This is a genomic window from Microcoleus sp. Pol1C5, from assembly GCF_036701115.1.
Classification (GTDB): Bacteria; Cyanobacteriota; Cyanobacteriia; order Cyanobacteriales; family Microcoleaceae; genus Microcoleus.
This window is the reverse complement of the sequence record NZ_JAUBQE010000025.1, coordinates 68,538-91,302: the sequence shown is the minus strand read 5'-3', so window position 1 is coordinate 91,302 and position 22,765 is coordinate 68,538. Positions and strand designations below refer to the sequence as shown.

Genomic DNA, 22,765 nt, shown 5'->3' with positions numbered 1-22,765 from the left:
ATGACTACTAACTAATGACTAATGACTAATGACTACTGACTAATCTAGCTTGTTGAACCCATTTTTGCACGCGATCGACTGAAGGAGTCAAGTCATTGCGCTGCATTGTCGCTACGTGCAGCCTTAAAACTTGTTGGTGCAATCTCTCCACGGGCATTTGAGCCAATTGAGCCGGAGAAGCAACGCCGGCGTGAAGTAACAGCCCGCAATACTGACACCCTACACTTGGAATTCGAGCCAAATTTGCCATCGCTACCCATTTATTAACATATTGAATGTTAATCTGTAATTGATTGGCTAGCAACACTTTCGCCGCCTGCGTTTTCGTCATGCGAATTAGTTGTCCGGTTGTGGTGATGCTGCACTCTTCCAGTTGAGATTGGTTTTCCTTGCTCAATCCCGGTAAGTGTGCGATCGGCCAATCGCGTACTTGCGCTGAAGTTTGAGGAGCTTTGTGAGAAATTTTCATGTTTTTGCAGTTAATTTTACTTATACTTTAAAGTCTAAAAGATCAAACCGTCAATATAGGCGATCGCTCACCTCACCCAATCAACAAAAACCCGACCAAGGAGTTTGATTAATTGCGGGTGTTGTGACATTTCTGCTAATTGCCTGCGGAGTAGCACTTTCAGCCTTTTTTTCCTGTCTGTGGCTCAGGCTTACTGCTTAACCAAATCATCCCGGCGATGACGACAAAGACTATAAAAAAGACAGCCTATAAATGCTAGCCAAAAATCAGATAAAGATGAGAGTTTTCTCAAAAATGTCTGCAAAGTTGGCAGTCTGAATTTTAGTGCTTTAATGCTGAGAATGCAAAAACTTCCCGCTGACTGCAAACCAAACTCAAACTTATCGGTTTCTACCCATGAAAATTACAGAAGGTTATGATTTGTTAACTAATACTTTACAGCAACGGCGGCAAAAACTAGCCAGTTTAATTAGTTTTCCGGTAATTTTATGGTCGGGGCGCAGCATTCCTCGCAATTATCCGGCACTTACTTATCCCTTTCGTGCCAGCAGTCACTTTCTATATTTTGCTGGTTTGCCCTTAGAAAATGCTGCCATTCGCTTAGAGTCGGGGAAATTAGAATTGTTCTTAGATGACGCACCTGCTAGCAGCACTCTTTGGCACGGAGAAATGCCGAAAAGAGCAGAAATTGCCGAACTAATTGGGGCTGATGCTGCTTTCCCAATGGCCGAATTGAAAGCCCGATCCTCTTCGAGGGCTCCGCTAACAACCAATGCAGCAACGATCGCCGTTCAGGATTCTTGGACTCAGTTGCAACAGTCTCAAATTCTAGATCGCCCTCTGGCACCGCCCAACTCGCCAACCGGAATCGACCTAGAATTAACTCAGGCGATCGTATCTCTGCGCCTGAGCCACGATGCAGGTAGTTTGGCCGAATTGCGTCAAGCTGCGGCTGTCACCGTAGAAGCTCACAAAGCGGGAATGGCGGCCACTCGAAATGCTCAAATTGAAGCAGGGGTGCGCGCTGCAATGGAAAGTGTCATCATCTCCAAAAATATGACCTATGCCTATCCTAGTATCGTGACTGTGCATGGAGAAGTGCTGCACAGTGAACATTATCACAATTCCCTACAAACCGGAGATTTGCTGTTAGCAGATGTTGGTGCAGAAACATCAACGGGATGGGCGGCTGATGTGACTCGCACTTGGCCGGTTTCTGGCAAGTTTTCTCCGACTCAAAAAGCGATTTATGATGTAGTTTTGGCAGCACACGATGCTTGTATTGATCAAGTTAGTCCGGGGGTGGAATATCAAGACATTCATCTGTTAGCTGCTCAAATTATGGCGGAAGGATTAGTAGATTTGGGTATCTTGCAGGGCAATGTTGAAGATTTGGTAGAAATGGATGCTCACGCGCTATTTTTTGTACACGGTATCGGACATTTAATCGGTTTGGATGTTCACGATATGGAAGATTTAGGAGATTTGGCTGGTTATGAAGCCGGAAGAACCAGAAGCAGTCGGTTTGGTTTGGGATTTTTACGACTGAATCGAGTTTTGCGTCCGGGAATGCTGGTATCAATCGAACCGGGATTTTATCAAGTTCCGGCAATTTTGAATAACTCTGAAAATCGTGCCAAATATAAAAATTTTGTTAAGTGGGAGGAGTTGGAAAAATTTGCCGATGTGCGGGGGATACGCATAGAAGATGATATACTTGTCATCGATGAGGGTAGAGAAGTATTGACTGGGAAATTGCCCACAAAAGCTCTGCAGATTGAGGAGTTAGTTGCGGTAAATACGTAAGTAGAGCAGAGTTCGATCGCACATACGCAGTTCCATCAGGGGTGAAAAAAAATAAATAAAGATGAATAAAGGTTGGCAAACAAGTCTTTTGATATTAGTTAAAAAATTGCTCTCGCAAGTCAGAAAAATCGCAGCACTAATACTTCCACGCATTGTTCGTAAACCTATATCCTCACCGCCTCCGATGCAAGCTGCACCTTTGCCCAGCAACGAAGAAGAGAGGCTAGAAGCACTTCACCGCTACAACATTCTCGACACAGAGGCCGAAGCAGCTTTTGATGATCTAACAGCTTTAGCCTCCTATATTTGCGGCACTCCTATTGCTTTAGTAAGCTTAATAGATTCTAACAGACAGTGGTTTAAATCAAAAGTCGGTCTGGAAGCGCCCGAAACTCCGAGAGAGTCAGCTTTTTGCGCCCATGCTATTTTAAATCCCAACGAATTGCTAGTTGTACCCAATGCTTTAGATGACGATCGCTTTGCCGCCAATCCGCTAGTAACTTCCAATCCAAATATTCGGTTTTATGCTGGCGCGCCGCTAGTAACTCCTGACGGTTATCCGATCGGCACTTTGTGCGCCATAGATACAATCCCTCGTAATCTCGCCCCAGAACAGCTAGAAGCGCTGCAGACTTTAGGACGGCAAATTATCAACCACATGGAGTTGCGAATCAATCTGACTAAATTAAAGCGCGCACAGATCAAGAACAAACAAGTAGAAGAAAAACTCCGTTCTACAGACGAGCAAATTGTCAATTTTTTAGAAGGAATGAGCGATGCTTTTTTTGCTTTTGACACCCAGTGGCGATTTACTTACGTCAATTACAAAGGATCGCAATTTTTGAAGCGCTCGCAGGAAGAACTTTATGGTAAAAATTTTTGGGAAGAGTTTCCCGAATTCGTAAATTCTGATTTTTATAAAGAGTATCATGAAGCTGTAGCCAAACAAATTGGAGTGGCTTTTGAAAAATATTATCGTCCCTTAAAAGTGTGGTTGGAAGTCCGGGTTTTTCCTTCTCACGACGGCATTTCTGTGTTTTTTCACGACATAACCAAGCGCAGGCAGATGGAATCTGCACTCAGGAAAGAACAGAAAAAAACTGAAAGTTTACTGCTAAATATTTTGCCAGAACCGATCGCCCACAGGTTGAAGCATAAGCCTGGGTTGATTGCTGACAAGTTTGAAAAAGCAACAATTCTTTTTGCTGACTTGGTGAATTTTACCCAAATTTCTACTACCATGCCCGCCACTAAATTAGTATACTTACTGAATGAAATTTTCTCAACTTTTGATCAACTGAGTGAGAAGCACGGCTTAGAAAAAATCAAGACGATCGGGGATGCTTACATGGTAGCAGCCGGTATTCCCATTGAACGTCCAGACCACGCAGAGGCGATCGCCGAAATGGCGCTGGATATGCTAGCAGCAATTAAGGAATTAAATGTGAAGCTAGATACGAAATTTGACCTCCGCATCGGGATTAATAGCGGGCCGGTGGTAGCGGGGGTAATTGGCACTAAAAAATTCATTTACGATTTGTGGGGAAATGCGGTGAATACAGCCAGCCGCATGGAATCTCATGGCATAGCAGGTCGCATTCAAGTCAGCCACTATACTTATGAGTTGCTCCAGGATAAATATGAATTTGAAGATCGTGGCGAGATCGAGATTAAAGGTAAAGGGGAAATGCAGACTTATTTGGTGACGGGTAGAAAAATAGCAAGCGAGCTCAAAATCTCAGAGTAAATAAAACTAAGACTTGAAAGTACCTGATTGTTGAGAGAAACTCCGAAGCCTGCGATTAATCGCTTCTTCGGCGCGATCGCCCTGTGGCAGAACGGCTGCTGCAGATCAACCAAATAAGATTATGCTATAGACAGAGATATCGGAGCAATCCTAGGCGCGGTACTCGACGTTATAAAAATACTAAGTTGAAGTCGTCGGAGCCTTTAATAATGGTTCAATTTCATATTCAAACAGATAGCGATATTCCAGCATCCACCCAACTATTCAATCAAATCAGGTTTGCGATCGCCTCGCGACAATTTCCGCCCGGACACCGCTTGCCCAGCACCAGACAACTAGCCATGCAGACGGGTTTGCACCGCAACACCATCAGCAAAGTATACCGCCAGCTCGAAAATACCGGACTCGTAGAAGCCCAAGCAGGATCGGGCATTTACGTCCGCGCTCAAGGCAACGAAGGCGGCAACAAACTCAAATCTCCGATCCTCGAAGAATATCCCCTTGCCAACAAAATAGTGCAAGGAAGTATAGATCAACTGCTGGGACAGGGCTGTACGCTCAACCAAGCGAGGGAATTATTTTTGGCCGAAATTGACTGGCGGCTCAGGTGCAGCGCCCGCGTGGTCGTCACAGCCCCCGCAGAAGACATCGGCGTGGGTGAACTGATGGCGAAAGAACTCGAACAAGCTCTCCGTATTCCCATACAGTTAGTGCCTATGGAACAGCTAGGTACTTTTTTGGATCAAATTTCTTCGGGAACTGTGATCACGAGTCGATATTTTATCGGAGAAGCAGAATCGATTTCGGCACCGCGTTCGGTGCGAGTTATTCCCGTAGACATCTACGACTACAGCCAGGAAATCCAGTTAGTCGGGGGTTTGCCGAAAGACAGTTATTTGGGTCTCGTGAGCCTGAGTCCGGGAATGCTACGATCGACCGAAGTCATCATCCACAGCATCCGGGGAGAGGATTTGCTGGTGATGACGGCTTTGGTGTCAGACGAGTACAAGATTAACTCGATCGTGCGATCGGCCAGAACAATTTTTTGTGACCAACCGAGTTTTGCTACAGTAAAAGCTGCCATCAATGCGGCTAGAGAAGATATTATTCGTCCCCCGCAACTGATATGCTCCGAAAATTACATCGGATCTAAGTCGATTAATTTGCTCAAGCGCGAGTTGGGCTTGGGATGACGAAGGAAGAAGGCAGAAGGAAGAGGGAAGAAGGCAGAAGGAAGAAAAACAATTCAACTTTTTTAAGTTACCAATCCCAATGCCCAATGCCCCAACCCCAATGCCCAATGCCCAATTCCCAACTACCGATTACCAATTACCAATTACCAATTATCTATGACAATTGAAATCCAACCTTCAATTAATGTTAAAACCGCGCTCGAAAGCCGACGGGCCGCGCGCAGCTTCAAACCCGATCCGATTCCCCCAGCAATATTGGCAGAGATTTTGCGGTTGGGAGTGCGATCGCCCTCCGGTTACAACTTACAACCTTGGCGATTTATCGTACTTCAAGACCCAGCCAGCAAACAAAAATTAAAAGCTTGCGCCTTCGATCAGCGCCAAGTGGTAGAAGCCCCAACAGTATTAATCTGTTGTGGCGATCGGCGCGCCGGCAGGCCCGAAAACACCGAAGCCGTCATCGAATTGGGCAAAGCCACAGGGGCAATGAATGACAATTTAGCCGATTATATGCGACAAGCAATCCCGCAATTGTTCGAGAACCGTCCCTGCTTCGACTCCCTAGAAACTTGGACAAACAGACATACAATGCTCGCAGTAGCCCACTTAATGATTGCAGCTAAAAGTTTTGGGGTAGACAGTTGTCCGATGGAAGGTTTTGTCAGCGCTAAGGTGAAAGAAGCCTTTCAAATTCCCGAAGAAGTAGATGTTTGCTGTTTGCTGCCACTTGGTTATGCAGCAGAACCTTTCAAACAATATGGCGGACGTTTTGAGGTTACTCAAGTTTATTACAGCGAAAGTTATGGACAGGCTTTGCAAGCTGAGATTTGAGAGTTAAGATTTTGTGGCAACTTGAATTTTCAGAGTTAAGATTTGGAATGAAGCGGGGCAAAAGTTCAAACCAATCAAAAATCCCGACTGTTCTGCAATCTAAAATCTAAAATTCCAAATCTAAAATCGAAAGTGGTGAGTTCAGACAGAGGAGAAAATATGACAGTAGCAACGCGACAAAGCAACGCACAAATTCTAGAAGTAAAATTGCAGCAACACTTGCAAGCAGCCGGATTTAAAAACTTACCGCTTTATATTAGTTGTGATTTTCGAGATGAATCTTTAACGGTTGTGGGAGAACACCCGCGCAGTTTAGTTCTCAAAGCCAAACCGACTTTTGCTGTGCTAGAAGCAGCAATTCTCGAAATAGAACCAGAATCTATTCAACAGATTGGACTTTGCCTAAAAATTACCGGGCAAAAACAGCCTTATGCTTTCCATTCTTTTACCATGCACAACCCTGTTTTGTCAAGACCAAAAACAGTGCAGTTGTTCAAAAAAACCGAGAATACCCCCGCAGAAGAAACCGGGATAGTCTTAACAGAAAATGCTGCCCAGACGGCGGATGTAGAGGAGGAGATACCGTTAGAAACGGATGGTAAAGATGCGTGGGATGAAGAATATTTCCCCAATTTGTCTGAGAGTTCCAGCAATTCCGATCCGATCGCCTTTAAAGTAGCTGCTATACCGACAGATATTGCAGACAATCCCTTCAATCCGCTGGATATGGAAGCGGTAACAGTTGCCCAAAAACCCAAGCATTCACCGTTTGCGATGCTGGCTGCAGCAGGAATGGTCAGCATGGCGGCGCTAATTTTGGCAGGCGGTTATTATATGCTGAGCCGCCCCTGCGTCATCGGAGAATGCAGTGCATTAGCTAATGCCAAACAGTTGAGCGAGAATTCGACGAAGACGCTGAAAACGTCAAAAGTTGCCAATAGCCCCCAAGAAGCGCAGCGACAGTTAAAACAGGCGATCGCCCTTTTGGAACCGATTCCCTCTTGGTCAATTCATCGCGGTGAAGCTCAAAGCGCCCTGGAAAACTACCGTTCGCAAAATCAGAATTTAAACTCTGCGATCGATGCAGCGCGCCTCGCACAGTCAGCAGCCCAGAAAACCCAAAATCCGCCTTATTCTGCCGAGGACGGCCAGGAAGCGCAAGCTCTGTGGCAAAGTGCGATCGCCGAACTCGGAGAAATCCCCCCAGACAGCCCAGTTTATCCGTTTGCTCAGAGAAAGACAAAAGAATACGGGAAGAATTTAGCAACTGGAAATCGCCAGTTAAGCACAGAGAAAAAAGCCGAAAAAACGCTGCTCGCGGCCAAAAGTAGAGCCCAAATAGCAGAAGCTCGCGAAGCAGTAGCTCAGACAGCCGAGACTTGGGATCAAGTGCAATCAGGTTGGGAAGAATCCCTCGACATCCTATCAGAAATTCCCACGAACACGACATCTTACCAACAAGCTAAACTGTTAGTTCCTAAATATGAAACCAAACTTTCAGAAGCTCGCGAGCGCAAAAATGTCGAAGGAATTTCGGAAAATGCGTATACTCAAGCTGTGACTTTAGCAGCGGAAGCTCAAATTTTTGAGGGCAAAAACGCCTGGTTTAAAGCATCAGAATCCTGGCGAAGAGCTTTGAGTTACGCGGAGCAAGTGCCGGCGGCAACTTCCTATTCTCAGAAAGCCCAACCGCTGATCGCTTCCTACAAAAATTCCTTGCAGCAAGCAGAAGTAAGGTTGCAGGAAGAAAGAAACCTGCAAAAAGCCCGCACCGATTTAGATAAAACTTGCAAAGGCAACCCCAAGATTTGCGACTATACTGTTAGCAAAGATTTGATTGCGGTGCAGATGACTCCAGGTTACGTGCAGAAACTGCAACAAACCTTCATCCAAGCAAACAACAACAATGCTACTAAGACTCGTCAAGCTGTAGAAAAGCACGTTCAAACATTGCAAAAAGCTTTGGAGGCGATCGCAGAAAACGCCAAAATCCCGATGCAGGTGTACGATGGCGAAGGTCAGCGAATTGGGAGTCACGAACCGAAGTAAGCTGTTACGGCATTTAATTTTAGTTTTTGGGGCGGGCTAGGAGCAACGCCCCACTCATTGTTTCAAGAAACAGGATAGTTAAAATTAGATCCGCGCCAACAACTTAGAACATCCGAACACACACTACAATATCGGCACTCAAACTGTATAAAATAATATTAGCAATCAAATGCTAGAAAAAGTCAAACTTCATAACTTCAAAAGTCATAAAGATACAGAACTTAGTTTAGATAGTTCACGCCTACACGCACTCGTAGGACAAAACAGTTCGGGTAAAACATCAGTTTTGCAAGCATTGCATTATCTAAGTCTGCTTGCTAATTCATCATTTGACAATATTTTTCAGCATGAAAGAGCGCCTCAATTTATTACAACAATTGGGCAACGTAATATGTCTGTTACTGCAACTGGTTTTTGGAAACACCGAGATAGAAATGATTGGAAAGCTTCTTATGACTGGAGACAAAGCGTTAATCATAAGTGGGCTTTTAGAGCATCATGGAAAGCCGATAAAAACCCGAAATATAGGCACGTAGTCTCTGAAACTTCTTTAATGACTACGGAAGAGCCAATTCAGCAATCTTTGAGAAACGCAGTTCATCTTAAGCTCGTAGCCAGTAATCTTGCCAAAGCAGCTTACAGTGATGCAATTACACCGCGAGTTGAGTTCGATGGTTCAGGCTTAGCACCTACCTTAGACTATCTTCGTGACGAAGCTCCAGATAAATTTCAATCTTTACAGAAAATGTTGAAACGGATTGTACCAGGTGTACGCGAGGTAGGGGTAAGGCGAGCTAAAGTTATGGTCAATCGCCAACGCTTAATCGAAGTCGATGGCAAATCTATCTCCTACGAAGAAAGTCAGGAAATTGCAGGGCAAGAAGTCGTCCTAGACATGAATACTGGTAAGCGTATTCCAGCCCATGCCATTAGCGAAGGAACAATGCTCGCTCTCGGATTACTGACTGTTTTGATGAATCCCAATCAACCTAATTTAGTGTTACTAGATGATGTTGAACAGGGACTCCATCCAAAAGCGCAACGAGAATTAATCGCTGTTTTCAACGAAATTATTCAAGACAACCCCAATCTCCAAATAATTTTTTCTACCCATTCTCCTTACATTGTGGATGAACTTATTCCGTCTCAAGTCCACGTATTAAGTAACAACAATTCAGGTGTGACTATTTGCAAACGATTGGATGAACATCCTGATGTAGAATGGGCAAAACAAACTTTAACCACTGGCGAATTTTGGGATGCCGAAGGGGAAGATTGGGTGGTTGCAGGAGAAAGAAATGATTGAGTTTGTCGTGATTGTAGAAAGTAGCGCAGATGCACGAACCGCTACAAAATTAGCCGAGCGCCTTTTAGTGGAGAAAGTTGAGTGGTTAGAGCATGAGACGCTGCAACACCACTTTCAATGGAGTGGTTTAGAAGCTGGTACAGAGAATTCTTGCTGGAAAAATATCGATGATATAACTAAACGTTTTTCCGATAAATTTAAATTCCCCACCCTCAGATCAAATGGAAGGTTTAAAACTGATGGTCAATCAGCTAATAAAATTATAAAATTAATCAGCTTTTTACAACACAAACAAAAGAGAGATATTAAAGCAGTTATTTTTATGCGTGATTTAGACAGTCAACCTGAGCGAAGAGAACATATCGAGCAAGCACGTTTAGAACATATCGATCAACAACCTAAATTAGCAATTATTATTGGTACACCCCACAGAATGCGGGAAGCCTGGGTTTTGAATGGGTTTATTCCATCTAATAAAGACGAAGAACAAATCCTTAAAGAGATAACGACACAATTGACGTTTAATCCTTGCGAGGAGTCACACAGACTACGCTCTAACTCATTGACAGAACCCGATCGCATTAGAAATCCTAAAGTTGTTCTCGAAAAGCTAACAGGTGGCAAGATGGAACGCGAACAACAGTGCTGGGAAGAGACGAGTCTGGAACTTCTACGAAAAAACGGTGTTCATACAGGCTTAACAGCCTATATTGATGAAATCGAGGAACGATTAATTCCAATCATTGGATCTGCTGAGTAAGATCAGCCCGATATTCCCTAAACCTGCCCCGACCGGATCTTGTGGTCGATAAAGTCACGGGCGGGGCGGGTTTATGATATTTATCATTTGTATGGGAGATATTGGTGAACCCGTCCCTACGGTAATCATAATCAATTTACATCTACAATCACCAATTCCCAATTACCATTTTATCAATTGTGCATCTTGATTGAAAAACTTCCGGGACAATCCCTCAGTCAACAGCAGAGTTGCGATTACAGTTGCCAGTGCTAACACAAACATAATCAAAATCTGGTAAGATGCTGCATCGAGAGGACTGACACCGCTCAGCATTTGACCAGTCATCATCCCGGGTAAAGTCACGATTCCTACGACTGTCATTGTATTTAAGAGCGGGATTAATCCAGCTTTGATGGCATCTTTGCGGTACTGTTTTACTGCTTGCTGCGGAGTGGAACCTAAACTTAAATGGGTTTCTATTTCTAACTGGCTGCTATTAACTGTACTGAGAAGTCTTTCGCCGGCGATCGCCCCGGAGTTCATGGCATTGCCCAATATCATACCCGCTAAAGGAATCAGGTATTGCGGTTCGTACCAAGGGTCAGGTTGCAAAATTAGCAAATTTGTATAGGCGAGAGTCAAGGCCGTACTGATAAAAATTGAACCCCAAACTAAGGGCAGTAAGTTCTTGATTTTTTTGCTGATGCGGTTGCTGGCAACCATGCTAGCTGTTGTCAGCATGATTGCTAAAACTGCTAAAACCAGCCAAGGATTTTTCCCCTCCGGGTCAAATACGACTGCGAGCACGTATCCGACTAAGATTAGCTGGATCAGGGTGCGCCCCGCCGCGATCGCGATCGCCCCCTCCAGCCCCAATCCCTGCCACGCCGAAAGCCCGATCGCGATCGCCACCATCCCCAAAGCCCAACCCAAATCTGTAAAATCTAGCAGAATTAACACCGGCCCACCCTTTCGATAATGTGATTGTTTGCCTGTCCAAATATAAGATATTGCAATAAAGGTTTCTGAGAAACAGTTTTGCTGCAAGAATTTGCTTTGATAATGCTTGAAATTTATGGTGTGAAGAGTGAATAATGTTCCCCCCCTCGACTTAACCCGCCAATACGCGCAGATTGGCGACGAGATAACCGCTGCGGTGCAAAAAGTGCTTGCCTCTGGCGGCTACGTAGGCGGCCCGGCCGTAAAGAGTTTTGAACGAGAGTTCGCCGACTACATCGGCGTTTCCGAGTGCGTTGGCTGCAACTCCGGCACGGATGCCTTGATTTTGGCTTTGCGAGCTCTCAAAATTGGCCCCGGCGATGAAGTGATTACCACTCCTTTTACCTTTTTTGCTTCGGCTGAGACAATTAGCGCCGTCGGCGCGACTCCAGTATTTGTCGATATTGACAGCGATACTTTTAATCTGGATGTCGAGCTCCTCGAAGCGGCAATTACTGAAAAAACCAAGGCAATTATGCCAGTGCACATCTTCGGTCAACCCGTAGACATGACTCGGTTGATGGAAATTGCGACTCGACACAACTTAGCCGTAATTGAAGATTGCGCCCAGTCTGTCGGGGCCCAGTGGCAGTCTCGAAAAGTCGGCAGCATCGGCCATGTCGGCTGCTTCAGTTTTTATCCGACCAAAAACTTAGGCGCTTGCGGTGACGGTGGGGCGGTGACGACAAACGATCCTGCACTCGCAGCTTCGATGCGAGTGCTCAAAGAACACGGACAGTCTTCTAGATATTTCTACGAAGAAATCGGGTACAACAGCCGTTTAGATGCCCTGCAAGCGGTGATTCTCAGCATTAAATTGCGGTATCTCGACAGTTGGAACGCGCAGCGGCAGGAGAAAGCGGCACTTTACAGCGAATTTCTCTCCCGCGTGCCCGGAGTTGCCGTCCCCAAAGAGTTGCCGGAAGCAAAAGGAGTTTGGAATCAATACACGATCCGGCTGACAAGTCCAGAAGAGGCGCAAAATCTCTCTGGCGATTTTCGAGATTGGATGCGGGCTCAGTTGCAGGAAGCTGGCATCGGTTCGATGGTTTACTATCCGTTACCTTTGCACCTGCAACCTGTTTACAAATCTTTGGGTTATCAAGCAGGTCAGTTGCCAAAGGCTGAGCAAGTTTGTCGCGAAGTCTTGTCTTTGCCGATGTTTCCGGAACTGTCGAGGGATCAACAAGAGCGGACGATTTATGGGCTTAAAGATTGCTTGGCAAAGGCCGATCGCATCCGGTAGCTTTGGCGCGATGGCATAAGCGAGCGAAACGCAGCAGGAGAAAAGAATTGCAGGCTTGCAGTGTTGTGAGAATGTGCAGCGGTCAGGGAGAGCCGTTAAGTATTTTGACCGATCACTTGTACTTTTATGTACTATATTTAATGAAAAGAAACAAATTTAGGCTAGCAATCCGCCTCGAACGGGTGCATTTTCCGCTCGCCTAAACCTTGCAATGCGATCGGTCAATGATGAAGAAGGAAGAAGGAAGAGGAAAGAGGGAAGAACGAAGAAGGAAGAACGAAGAAGAAAGAATAAATAATATTTGAACTTTCGACTTCCAATCCCCGATGCCCGATGCCTGATCCCTAATGCCCGATGCCCGATGGCCGATGCCCAATTCTCAATTTAACCTGTAATTTTCATAAGATAAGAGGAAAATAAACGAGTGCCTCAGTATCAATTCACTCAGGCTAGACGCTACGATCCACAAGCGATCGCTCAGTATTACCGCAACCGTCCTTGGAAAGCAATTTGGCGCGCCATTACCGTTATTTGGTCTTTTGCGGGCTTCGTTCTGGGGATGCTGTGGGACAGTTGGCAGCACGAAGTCGCAGCACACCAGCCGGAACGGGCCGCCCACCTGCGACAAATACTCACTCGCTTGGGCCCCACTTTCATTAAAGTCGGCCAAGCCCTTTCTACCAGACCGGATTTGATCCGCAAAGACTTTCTCGAAGAATTGATCAAACTTCAGGATCAATTGCCGCCGTTTGACTCCGTGCGCGCTTTCGAGATTATTGAAGCAGAACTCGATCGCAAAATTAGCGAAACCTATAGCGAAATCTCTCCCGAACCTGTCGCCGCGGCAAGTCTCGGTCAAGTCTACCGAGCTCGCCTCCTCACCGGGGAAGCAGTAGCAGTGAAGGTTCAGCGACCGAATTTGCTGCCAGTCTTGAGCCTGGATCTTTATTTAATGCGCTGGGCCGCTGGATGGTTGGGCCCCTTGTTGCCGCTGAATCTCGGTCACGACCTTTGTTTGATCGTGGATGAATTCGGTATCAAATTGTTCGAGGAAATTGATTATCTCAATGAAGGACGCAACGCCGAGAAATTTGCTACAAATTTTGCCGACGACCCGACAGTAAAAGTTCCGAGCATTTACTGGCGCTATACTTCAAATTGCGTTCTCACTCTCGAATGGATTGAGGGCATCAAGCTGACAGATATAGAACGTGTTAAAGCCGCAGGTTTGGATACCGATAGTTTAATTGAAGTCGGAGTCCGCAGCGGTTTGCGGCAGTTGCTGGAACACGGATTTTTTCATGCTGACCCCCATCCGGGAAATCTGTTTGCCTTAGCGGACGGCCGCATGGCTTACATTGATTTTGGGATGATGGATCAGATGGAAGAAACAACTAAAGAAACTTTGGTTGATTCTGTCGTTCATTTGATCAACAAAGATTACTTAGAGTTAGCCAAGGATTTTGTCAAACTGGGCTTTTTGACACCAGATACAGATATTATGCCGATCGTTCCGGCGTTGGAATCTGTACTGGGTGATATCGTCGGCGAAAAGGTGTCAGATTTTAACTTCAAGACGATTACAGACCAGTTTTCGGAGTTGATGTACGATTATCCTTTCCGGGTGCCGGCGAAATTTGCCTTAATTATTCGCTCTCTGGTGACAGAAGAAGGTTTGGCCCTGACGCTGAATCCCAATTTCAAGATAGTCGAGGTGGCGTATCCTTATGTAGCGCGGCGTTTGTTGAACGGAGAATCTCCGGCACTGCGGCGGCGACTGATTGAGGTATTATTCAAAGATGGCAAATTCCAGTGGAACAGGTTGGAGGACATGATCGCGATCGCCCGATCCGATCGTAGTTTCGACTTGCTACCAACAGCACAACTAGGCTTGCAATTTTTGCTGTCAGAGGAAGGGTCGTTTTTGAGACGCCAGCTAATGTTAGCTTTGATTGAGGACGATCGAATCCACACCGAAGAAGTTCGCAGCCTGTGGAACTTAGTCAAGGAAGATTTGCAGCCCGGTCGCCTTTTCAACGTTGCTCTAGGCGCTTTGACGGAGTTTTCCACAGCAGGAGCAGCGGCGCTAACTCGGTTTTAATTAGAAGGAAGAAGGTAGAGGGAAGAAGGAAGAAGGTAGAGGGAAGAAGAAAGAAAAATAATTCTACTTTTGCCGATTCCCAATTCCCAATTCTCAATTACCTACTCCCAATTCCCAATTACCCAAATTACCCAAATTAAGGAATTATTCGTGTATTATTTTCCAGAACCTCCCTATTTTTTAATGTCGGCTGGACTGCTAGCAGGGATGGCCTCCGGTGTAGCATTTGAAGCAACTCTCAAACAATCCGTACAACAGTGGTCTAAAAATCGTTCTACTCGCACCTTGGCTAACCTGCCAAGGCTGCAATTGGTCATACCTTTTCTGGGAATGGCTGGCGGTATTTGCGTATTTTTAGCTTCTGGAATGGAGATTTTTGGCTTCCCAAAACTACTTTCTTATGCCCTAGCTTTGCCACTGACGGTACTCACAGGTTGGCTAGTTTGGACTCAGTTGGGTAAGCTTTTGATCGAGTTAGAACGCGGAGGTTCCCAAGCGCTGGATTTAGATTCTTTTGAACAATGAAAGGTTAACTATCAACCTCTTTTTATCTGAAGGAAGGGGGTTGATAGTTCTCTAAGATTATCCTATTTGATGTTTTTTGAAACGCAGAGAACGCAGAGGAAGAGAAAGAGAAAGAAGAATAGGACAACTTATGCAATAATTTCTGTAAAATTTTTAAAATCTAAAATCTAAAATCTAAAATCTAATGAGTATTGTTGTTGTTACGGGTGCGGCGGGATTTATTGGCTCTAACTTAGTAGAAACTCTTTTAAATAGAGGGGACACGGTTATCGGTGTTGATGAGTTCAACGATTATTACGATCCGGATCTCAAGCGCAAGAATATTGCACGATTTGAGAAGTATCCGGGTTTTGAATTGGTGGAAGGCGATATTTTGTCTCTAAATTGGCGAGGTCTTTTATCCGATGTTAAGGTAATATTTCATCAGGCGGCGCAAGCAGGAGTTCGTGCTAGCTGGGGCGACGGTTTTCGCAGTTATACCGAACGCAATATTAACAGCACCCAAGTATTGTTAGAAGCTGCAAAAGATGCGCCAAAATTGCAAAAGTTTGTCTATGCTTCTTCTTCTTCTATTTACGGCAATGCTGAATCTTTTCCCACGAATGAAAATGCTTGTCCGCACCCGGTTTCTCCCTACGGAATTACGAAATTAGCCGGTGAACGTTTGTGCGGGCTTTATTACAAAAATTTTGGTCTTCCGACTACTTCGCTGCGCTATTTTACTGTTTACGGGCCTAGACAGCGCCCCGATATGGCTTTTCACAAGTTTTTTAAGTCGATTTTGTTTGATGAGGCGATTTCAATTTTCGGCGACGGATTGCAAACGCGGGATTTTACGTTTATCAGCGATTGCGTTGCGGCGAATTTAGCGGCGGCTGAGGTTCCGGAAGCTGCGGGGGAAGTTTTTAATATTGGTGGGGGAAGTCGGGTAGTTTTAAAAGAAGTTATTGATACAATAGAGAGAATTGTCGATCGACCTATTCGGATAGATTTTACTGAAGCTGCGAGGGGAGACGCCCGACACACTAGCGCTGATGTGTCTAAAGCCAAGAAAATCTTAGGTTATCAGCCGCAGGTTGCTTTAGAAGAAGGCTTAAGGCGCGAATGGGAGTGGATTCAGTCTTTGTACAGTTAGATGCTATCTATCCCAGAAATTCCGCAGCTTAAATTGAAAATTGTTAACTTTTTGACTTCCCCAAGTTTTGAGATTTCTCCCCAAGCGAACCAACAAATTTGGAGGCGCGAGTTTTGGCTGTGTTTCCGGCGAATTCAAATAGCGATAGTGGAGAAATACGTCTCGGTAGGGAATCTCAACATCTTCGCCAGCACACAATCGAGTAAACTTTGCAGCCGAAATACTCATGTAGTGCAAGTAAGTCAATCGTCGCCCTTTGTCATATAGAACATAATCTATCACCTCAAATTGAGAAGACCAATGATTTCCCGTTACCTGTTCGGGTTCAGCATATGCAAAGTTGTAAAAAGAGATATTGCTGCGGGCGACTAAATAGTTAAATAAAGGTTGGTCAGTTCCCCGCAAAGATAAAATTTCCGAGTCTCCTGAAATCAATTTTTCTAAAACTTGCTTGGAATTATTGCAATTTAAAATATCTTTTTTTGAAGCAAACCAACCAGCACAAAAAATCTGTGATTGCAGTCGTTCAAAATTGAAAATTTCTGCGACTTTTTGGGAGGATAAGTCAAATACATAATTGAGGTCAGATTTGTATTGGAAATCGTTGGCTACCCAATCAAACTCATCAAGTTTTTGATAGATGTAATCTAGAGAACCCATTAACAGAGTATCGGCATCAAAATAGATAAATTTATCAAAAGGGCCGTCAAAACAGCAAAATTTTCTGTGCATTCCCAAACAGTGAACTTGCTGCCAACCTTTAGTTAGCCAAACTTTTTGAGCTTTGCGATGAGATGTCCAAGCTTGAGTCGCAAAGTATTCCCAGAAATCGATGGAATCGGTATTTTCAAAAAGGGTGACATTGTGTAGGGTGGAAATGTGCGATCGCACTTTTTTCAAGTTATCATCGTAGGGAATAATGCAAACAGGAATATTTTTCGCCCCATTGACTTCGAGACTGTTTAATAAAGCCACGAATTGGTCGAAAACAAAATCGTTTGCCAGAATATAAATGCCATCAGCCATAGTTTTTTAGTTAATAAGTAACCCAGCGCATATATATTGCTTTTTAGGTGCGGGCAAGATGCCCACACCACAAGAAATAAAATTTATTGATTGTGGAACAGGCATCTTGCCTGTTCTTCAAAGCTTGTTTGGCGTCAAAAATACAACAATATTTATGAATCGTGGAACAGCTATCTTGCCTGTTCCTCAAAGCTTGTTGACAATGATAGAACATATGATTTTATCCTCACCTACTGAAAGCCCGAAATATTTTTTGCACTAAATTTGGTTGTTCCTCATTGAGATAACGATAATGTTTCCAAAGTTTCCAATAAGGGCTGCCAGATTTAATCGGGATTCCAGCCCAGTGAATATATTTTAACCTTTTGCCTTTGTCATAAAGAACATAATTTATTTCCTGAAAATGCTTGGAACCAGCCCAGCTTCCCGGTTCGGTTGCTGAATCTTTAACAAGATTGCAGCGCTTGGGAATCAGTTTAAGAATGATATAATTTAGTATAGGTTGGTCTGTGACATTTTGAGTAAAGTCAAAATATTCTCGATGCTGCGAACATTCTCGCAAAATCTCATACATTTGCGATTCTGTAATAGTTCCTTTTCTGGAAGCCCAAAAACCGCTGTTAAATACATCTTGAAGCTGTGAGTCTGTAAAGATATTTTGTTCTTTTACAGTAGGTGAAAATACATTTCGCAGTTTTTCGCTGAGGTAGTGGTAATCGCAGCAAAAAAAGTCTACTTCTGATAGTTTGTTTAAGTTGTCTGCGATGTCTTCAAAGACGATGATATCGGTATCGATGTACAGAAATTCGTCTAGGGGGCCAAACCAGGCGGCGAGTTTTCGCATTTTGTTGGGGAGGGCTAAAAAGTTGCGATCGAACGTTTGGCCAATTTCTCTGGTAAACTGTTCCACAAACTCCAGATTTGGGAACAATCGCACGTCGTGGAGACGGCTGAGTGCGGCTGCGACTTGCTGATAATTGTCGTCGAAGGGAATCAGAAAAACAGGTACTTGACAATTGTACAGACGTATGCTATTTAAAAGGGCGATCGCACTTTCGATCACCTTATCATTCGCAACAATATAAATACCGCGACTCATACATTTCTCCTCAACCTTCTCAATACCCTTTTTAACAAATTCGGCGCAGAAACCTCAGTATAAGACTTTGGCGCTTGGGCAAAAATCGGACGCTTGGACGGTTCGCGGAGATAGCGGTAATGCAGGAACAAATCGCGATAGGGAAACTCAATATTTTCCCCTGCACAAACTCTCCGAATTAAATCCGGCGGCACACCAATATAATGAATGTAAGTAAGTCGGTTTCCCTTGTCGTACAAAATCTGATCTTGCTCTTCAAAATGTTTAGAAGTGACGCTGCACCCGGTTTTTTCGCCATCCGGGAGGCTGTAAGCAAAATTATAGCTATTCATCCCCGTTTTCATCACCATATAATTGAGTAACGGCTGTTCTCCCGCACCTTCATAGAGAATTTCCGCCTCGCCCGATTGCAGTTGAGCTAACAGCCATTCCCTAGTATTTTGCTCAAACAATCCTTGCTTGCTGGCGTAAAATCCCGAACAAAATATTTCCGAATCGATCCGATTTTGCTCAAAAATTTCTAGGAGTTTTGGCGACTGAATATTGTATACTTTAGTTGGGTCGCGAAATTGAAAATCATAAACCACAAAATCCGATTCCTCTAACTTCTGAAAAACCGCATCCAGGGAATTCATCACCAAAGTATCCGCATCCATATAGATAAACTTTTCAAACGGGCCGTCGAAAGCGCAAAAGCGCCGGTGTGCGCCGTAAAGCCGAAATTTTTTGCGGTTCAAACGCTCGGGTGCGGCTGCTTGCATGAATTTATCCCATAGCTGAATAGATGCGTTATCTTCATAAACAAAGACGTTGGGACGGTTGACTATTTCAGCTTTGATTTGCTCGATTTGCTCGTCGAAAGGATAAATACAGACGGAAATATTTGAGCCTAAGATAATTTCAATACTGTTGAGCAAGGCAATTAGTTGGTCGTAAACTGTATCGTTGGCTAGCGTGCAAATTCCGTTCATATCTATAGTCTCGCGAAGGCGGACTTGGTTTATGTAGTTGCGATTTCCACCGCCGAATCATTTAAAGGGTAAAAGAACAGAAAAGGGCGAGTCCGGGTGACCGCAGCACAGAACCGAAAACCGGAGACTACGCCAAATCCGCAGCTACGCGAAAACCGATCTTCCTGCGGCGACCGCCCGCCGAAAGCCAGTTACGATCGGCACTGCGACAATTGACCGCATAGTTGTCCCAGGAACCGCCACGCAGCATACGGTATTCAGATGTGCCCGTTTCCCAGCAACTTCCGTCAGTTGGTGCGCCGTTATAGTTTTCGTGCCACCTATCGCTGCACCATTCCCAAACATTGCCGTGCATATCGTACAGTCCAAAGGCATTGGGGGGAAATCTCCCGACATTGGTTGTTTCTTTACGGGAAAGTCCTTTGGGAGCGTTTGCGTAGGGGTAGTATCCGTGATAATTGACTAAATCCGGGGTAATGTTTTCTCCAAAATGAAATTCGGTTGTGGTTTTCGCACGACAGGCGTATTCCCATTCTGCTTCACTCAGGAGGCGATATTTTTTCCCGTTTTTTTGCGAGACTTTGGCACAGAATTCGACGGCATCATCCCACGATACATTTTCTACACAACGTTTTTCACCTTTGAAACCCGATGGGTTGTTTCCCATTACTGCTTCCCACTGTGCTTGGGTGATGGGGTATTTGCCTGCAAAAAAAGCCGGTACCGTGACTAGATGGTGCGGATTTTCGTAATCATATCGTCCTTGTTCACTGTTAGGCGAACCCATCATAAATGTGCCTCCGGCAATATAAACCATTTCCAGCACAACTCCATTCCCCAAGTCTTCGGCGAAGAAGTGAGCATAATAACGGCAGCGACTGTTTTCTTTTCCTTTAGCATTTACTGTTATCGCATCAAAGTCAAAAGTAGGAAAATATTTTTGTAACTGCTTTTTTATATTTGGTTCATCTCTATCCTTCAGCACCAAAAAGGCTGCCAACTTCACCTGCAGCGATTCATCTTGCAGTGCCCCAACGATCAAATCTAAACCAACATCTCCATATCTGATTGCTTCAGACAGCGCAGCAATTTTTACCTCGACAATCGGTGAAGCCAAACGACTCTTAACGCCGGGAATCCCGCCTAAAACAGCCGCAGCGAATGGCACTTGAGATTCACCGCCCTTGACGGCATCGTATTTTTTGGGTTGATTTTGGTTTTCGGTCATTGCCCTATTTCCTAAGATACAAACTTAGACAGCCAATTAAGCAAGTTCAATTCATGGAGAATGATTTGTCTGGCTTCGGCAATTTTCTCCCTCGCTTCATGCCAATAATCCGCATTAGCCACAACCTCTTTAATAAATTCTACTCCTTTCTCATCCAGACTGGGAAGCCGCAGAAAACTCCCCGTCGGCAACAATTTATCCGCCGCCGAACCGCCGTAATAAATCGGCAAACACCAAGCTAAAAAAGCATCCCAAAGCTTCTCGCTGACATACAAATCGTTTTCTGCATAATTTTCAATAGCTAAGTTGTAATAGTATGGTGCGACGGCGTGCCATTTATTGTTCACAGTGCCGTTCCCGCGCGCCCAAGTTGGCAAGTTTCGCCCGTAAAGGTCAAAATCCAATTCTTGCGATCGCAGCAATTTGATAAAGTCTAATCTCTGGCGGTGATTGGCGCTGCGGCTAACACCTGAAGTAATCCAAGAACAGGATTTAGTTTTCGGCGGCGCAGGCATTTCATCGAGTTCTCGAAACGAGTTAGAGTGATACCAAATCGCGGGCATATAATCGGGTTTTGGGGCGAAATCGTCAGGTCCGGAAACGTAACCGCAATAAAGTTTGGCTTGTTCGTAGTTGGCTTTAGTAATTTCAATAACTTCTGGCAAGGGCGGCTCGCGGATCAGGTAAATTATGCGTTCCTTGGGGACACCGCGCAATTTTTCTTGGATGTCGTTTTCTGCGTTTTGATGCCTGTAGCGACGTATTTTATCGACCCACGATTGCTTTTTGGGTTGTTGGGGAAAGTCAAATTGATACATCAGTAAAAAGTCGGGTTCTGGGTGATTTGCTAGCATTTGAATGTTGCCCCATTTGCCGAAGTTGTGGGGGGTTTGTTGCCACAGCCAGTCGCTTTGACTCATCCCTGGGTAGGTGGTGATTGTGCCGATGATTTTTTGGTTCATATCTAATAATAAATCGGGTTTTTGCGTGGGGGCGGGGCGGGTTTATGAGATTATTAATTTTAGGCGATGATTGTTGGTAAAACTCGCCCCGGAGGATTTTAAAATTATCGGATCAGGATTAATGAATGATTTGCGATCGCACTTGGTCATCCACATAACTCAAAATTCTCTCTATCCTATTTTCCCACGAAAACTGCTTGACAAAATCCATTGTTTCTGCATAACCTTCGCTTTTCCTCGGATATTTGGTTAAACAATCTCGAATGCTTTGCGCGAACTGGTGCGGGTTATCCGGTTCGCACCAAGTTGCTGCTATATTTCCCGATTTAAATTCCATTAATGATGCAATCTCCGTCGCTACAATCGGAGTTCCCGATGCCATGTAATCAAAGAATTTTAAAGGAGATGTGAACGTCGCGGCTTCTGTCAAACAGTGAGGGTGAGTCAAAACATCGGCTGCTTGCAGCAAGCTAGCCAGTTGATTTTGAGGGAGGTAGCCGAGAAATTTAATGTTGTTAACTTGCTTGGATTTTGCTAACTGGTGGTATGCTGTTACTTGGGATGAATCACCGCCCGCGATCGCAAATTGAACCAGCGGCAATTCCTTAGCCACATCCACCAACATATCAACACCTTTAAACGGGTAAAGTCCGCCTGCATAAACTGCTAAATGCTGTCTGTCATCTTCTAATAATTGCTGTCGCCAATTCTGGGCTGCTTCTGTTTGTCGGGCGAGAAACAAATGGTTAAAACCGTTGTGCAGCGTAATTACTTTTTCCGGTGGCATCCCATTCAAAATCATGCTGTCTCGCACTGTATCGGCAACAGTTACGGAAATCTGAAACAGAGGATTGCGGACAATTTCTGATTCAAATTGCTTGTTTTCATGGTGGTGCTGTTCGTAGATAGCGGGAATTCCGTTTTTAACTGCTGCTTTGACAAAGTTCCAGTCGCGGCTGTGGACAATTTTAGTGGATTTAAGCAGGTGAATCGGTAAGTAGTATTTTGAGACTATTGTACTAGAACTCGTCCACTTGCTGTCCCAAAGGTCTATCGGCCACGGGACGGGCAAATCTGCTACTTTTAATTGTTCCTGAAGATTGTAAATTTTGGCAAGTTTGTCATCCCGTTTCCTCGGTTGAAAAGGACGAAGTAAATCAACGGGATTCCAAGCATTCCATCCTTTGCGGAGGTATACCAAAACTGCTGGATAACCGAGATTTGCTGCGGCATTTGCAGAGTGTGCAACTTGAACTAAGCTCGCTACATTGGGTTGTGGCAAAACATTTCTAGTAAAAAATACATAATATTTAGACATGGTAATTGGGAA

General features: G+C 44.6%; 19 protein-coding genes. 11 read left to right on the top strand and 8 right to left on the bottom strand.

What is annotated here, in order from left to right; all coding sequences use genetic code 11:
- Window positions 1-25: 25 nt before the first annotated feature.
- Window positions 26-469 (bottom strand): DUF4332 domain-containing protein, encoded by a 444-nt coding sequence (locus QUA23_RS15615; RefSeq protein WP_333076746.1) that lies wholly within the window; start codon window positions 467-469, stop codon window positions 26-28.
- A 396-nt stretch (window positions 470-865) separates the two neighbouring features.
- Between QUA23_RS15615 and QUA23_RS15610 the strand changes: the two genes are divergently transcribed.
- From QUA23_RS15610 to QUA23_RS15580, 7 genes are all read left to right on the top strand, one after another.
- The gene (locus tag QUA23_RS15610; protein WP_333076747.1) at window positions 866-2,275 is read left to right on the top strand and encodes an aminopeptidase P family protein; all 1,410 of its coding nucleotides are present in this window, start codon (window positions 866-868) and stop codon (window positions 2,273-2,275) included.
- Between the two features lie 61 nt (window positions 2,276-2,336).
- Entirely contained in the window at window positions 2,337-4,022 is a 1,686-nt protein-coding gene (locus QUA23_RS15605; RefSeq protein WP_333076749.1) for an adenylate/guanylate cyclase domain-containing protein, read from the top strand.
- Between the two features lie 209 nt (window positions 4,023-4,231).
- Window positions 4,232-5,215, top strand: a complete 984-nt coding sequence (locus QUA23_RS15600) for a GntR family transcriptional regulator (protein WP_333076750.1) — start codon at window positions 4,232-4,234, stop codon at window positions 5,213-5,215.
- A 156-nt stretch (window positions 5,216-5,371) separates the two neighbouring features.
- Entirely contained in the window at window positions 5,372-6,046 is a 675-nt protein-coding gene (locus tag QUA23_RS15595; RefSeq protein WP_333076752.1) for a nitroreductase family protein, read from the top strand.
- Between the two features lie 159 nt (window positions 6,047-6,205).
- The gene (locus QUA23_RS15590) at window positions 6,206-8,095 is read left to right on the top strand and encodes a hypothetical protein (protein ID WP_333076753.1); all 1,890 of its coding nucleotides are present in this window, start codon (window positions 6,206-6,208) and stop codon (window positions 8,093-8,095) included.
- A 169-nt stretch (window positions 8,096-8,264) separates the two neighbouring features.
- Window positions 8,265-9,401, top strand: coding sequence for an AAA family ATPase (locus tag QUA23_RS15585; RefSeq protein ID WP_333076754.1), 1,137 nt, complete (start codon window positions 8,265-8,267; stop codon window positions 9,399-9,401).
- Window positions 9,394-10,161, top strand: coding sequence for a hypothetical protein (locus tag QUA23_RS15580; RefSeq protein WP_333076755.1), 768 nt, complete (start codon window positions 9,394-9,396; stop codon window positions 10,159-10,161). Before QUA23_RS15585 ends, QUA23_RS15580 begins: the two co-directional genes overlap by 8 nt.
- Before the next feature lie 162 nt (window positions 10,162-10,323).
- Here the strand turns inward: QUA23_RS15580 and QUA23_RS15575 are convergent, their stop codons facing one another.
- Window positions 10,324-11,103, bottom strand: a complete 780-nt coding sequence (locus QUA23_RS15575; RefSeq protein ID WP_333076756.1) for an ABC transporter permease — start codon at window positions 11,101-11,103, stop codon at window positions 10,324-10,326.
- Between the two features lie 127 nt (window positions 11,104-11,230).
- Between QUA23_RS15575 and QUA23_RS15570 the strand changes: the two genes are divergently transcribed.
- The 4 genes from QUA23_RS15570 (at window position 11,231) to QUA23_RS15555 (ending at window position 16,149) form a co-directional block, all read left to right on the top strand.
- On the top strand, window positions 11,231-12,388 hold the full coding sequence (locus tag QUA23_RS15570; RefSeq protein ID WP_333076757.1) for a DegT/DnrJ/EryC1/StrS family aminotransferase: 1,158 nt from the start codon (window positions 11,231-11,233) through the stop codon (window positions 12,386-12,388).
- Window positions 12,389-12,812: 424 nt separating this feature from the next.
- The gene (locus QUA23_RS15565; RefSeq protein ID WP_333076758.1) at window positions 12,813-14,489 is read left to right on the top strand and encodes an AarF/ABC1/UbiB kinase family protein; all 1,677 of its coding nucleotides are present in this window, start codon (window positions 12,813-12,815) and stop codon (window positions 14,487-14,489) included.
- A gap of 150 nt (window positions 14,490-14,639) precedes the next feature.
- Window positions 14,640-15,014: a hypothetical protein gene (locus tag QUA23_RS15560; RefSeq protein ID WP_333041041.1), complete on the top strand. Its 375-nt coding sequence runs from the start codon at window positions 14,640-14,642 to the stop codon at window positions 15,012-15,014.
- A gap of 184 nt (window positions 15,015-15,198) precedes the next feature.
- Window positions 15,199-16,149: an NAD-dependent epimerase/dehydratase family protein gene (locus QUA23_RS15555; RefSeq protein WP_333076760.1), complete on the top strand. Its 951-nt coding sequence runs from the start codon at window positions 15,199-15,201 to the stop codon at window positions 16,147-16,149.
- 3 nt (window positions 16,150-16,152) lie between these two features.
- Here QUA23_RS15555 and QUA23_RS15550 read toward each other — a convergent pair whose 3' ends face one another.
- From QUA23_RS15550 to QUA23_RS15525, 6 genes are all read right to left on the bottom strand, one after another.
- Window positions 16,153-17,175 (bottom strand): Npun_R2821/Npun_R2822 family protein, encoded by a 1,023-nt coding sequence (locus tag QUA23_RS15550; protein ID WP_333076761.1) that lies wholly within the window; start codon window positions 17,173-17,175, stop codon window positions 16,153-16,155.
- Between the two features lie 226 nt (window positions 17,176-17,401).
- Window positions 17,402-18,274 (bottom strand): Npun_R2821/Npun_R2822 family protein, encoded by an 873-nt coding sequence (locus QUA23_RS15545; RefSeq protein WP_333076762.1) that lies wholly within the window; start codon window positions 18,272-18,274, stop codon window positions 17,402-17,404.
- Complete coding sequence (locus QUA23_RS15540; RefSeq protein WP_333076763.1) at window positions 18,271-19,245, bottom strand: Npun_R2821/Npun_R2822 family protein; 975 nt, start codon at window positions 19,243-19,245, stop codon at window positions 18,271-18,273. Before QUA23_RS15540 ends, QUA23_RS15545 begins: the two co-directional genes overlap by 4 nt.
- A gap of 127 nt (window positions 19,246-19,372) precedes the next feature.
- Window positions 19,373-20,473 carry a formylglycine-generating enzyme family protein gene (locus QUA23_RS15535; protein WP_333063084.1) on the bottom strand — a complete coding sequence of 367 codons (1,101 nt, stop codon included), beginning with the start codon at window positions 20,471-20,473 and terminating at the stop codon, window positions 19,373-19,375.
- A gap of 11 nt (window positions 20,474-20,484) precedes the next feature.
- Window positions 20,485-21,435, bottom strand: coding sequence for a glycosyltransferase family 10 domain-containing protein (locus QUA23_RS15530; protein WP_333076764.1), 951 nt, complete (start codon window positions 21,433-21,435; stop codon window positions 20,485-20,487).
- Between the two features lie 118 nt (window positions 21,436-21,553).
- Window positions 21,554-22,753: a glycosyltransferase family 4 protein gene (locus QUA23_RS15525; protein ID WP_333076765.1), complete on the bottom strand. Its 1,200-nt coding sequence runs from the start codon at window positions 22,751-22,753 to the stop codon at window positions 21,554-21,556.
- Between the last annotated feature and the right edge of the window lie 12 nt (window positions 22,754-22,765).

Bases quoted from the DNA above. Each gene is read 5' to 3' on its own strand.
- QUA23_RS15610 (WP_333076747.1), top strand. From the start codon at position 866: ATGAAAATTACAGAAGGTTATGATTTGTTAACTAATACTTTACAGCAA.
- QUA23_RS15605 (WP_333076749.1), top strand. From the start codon at position 2,337: ATGAATAAAGGTTGGCAAACAAGTCTTTTGATATTAGTTAAAAAATTG.
- QUA23_RS15600 (WP_333076750.1), top strand. From the start codon at position 4,232: ATGGTTCAATTTCATATTCAAACAGATAGCGATATTCCAGCATCCACC.
- QUA23_RS15545 (WP_333076762.1), bottom strand. From the start codon at position 18,274: ATGAGTCGCGGTATTTATATTGTTGCGAATGATAAGGTGATCGAAAGT.
- QUA23_RS15595 (WP_333076752.1), top strand. From the start codon at position 5,372: ATGACAATTGAAATCCAACCTTCAATTAATGTTAAAACCGCGCTCGAA.
- QUA23_RS15580 (WP_333076755.1), top strand. From the start codon at position 9,394: ATGATTGAGTTTGTCGTGATTGTAGAAAGTAGCGCAGATGCACGAACC.
- QUA23_RS15525 (WP_333076765.1), bottom strand. From the start codon at position 22,753: ATGTCTAAATATTATGTATTTTTTACTAGAAATGTTTTGCCACAACCC.
- QUA23_RS15530 (WP_333076764.1), bottom strand. From the start codon at position 21,435: ATGAACCAAAAAATCATCGGCACAATCACCACCTACCCAGGGATGAGT.
- QUA23_RS15615 (WP_333076746.1), bottom strand. From the start codon at position 469: ATGAAAATTTCTCACAAAGCTCCTCAAACTTCAGCGCAAGTACGCGAT.
- QUA23_RS15585 (WP_333076754.1), top strand. From the start codon at position 8,265: ATGCTAGAAAAAGTCAAACTTCATAACTTCAAAAGTCATAAAGATACA.
- QUA23_RS15535 (WP_333063084.1), bottom strand. From the start codon at position 20,473: ATGACCGAAAACCAAAATCAACCCAAAAAATACGATGCCGTCAAGGGC.
- QUA23_RS15555 (WP_333076760.1), top strand. From the start codon at position 15,199: ATGAGTATTGTTGTTGTTACGGGTGCGGCGGGATTTATTGGCTCTAAC.
- QUA23_RS15550 (WP_333076761.1), bottom strand. From the start codon at position 17,175: ATGGCTGATGGCATTTATATTCTGGCAAACGATTTTGTTTTCGACCAA.
- QUA23_RS15540 (WP_333076763.1), bottom strand. From the start codon at position 19,245: ATGAACGGAATTTGCACGCTAGCCAACGATACAGTTTACGACCAACTA.
- QUA23_RS15590 (WP_333076753.1), top strand. From the start codon at position 6,206: ATGACAGTAGCAACGCGACAAAGCAACGCACAAATTCTAGAAGTAAAA.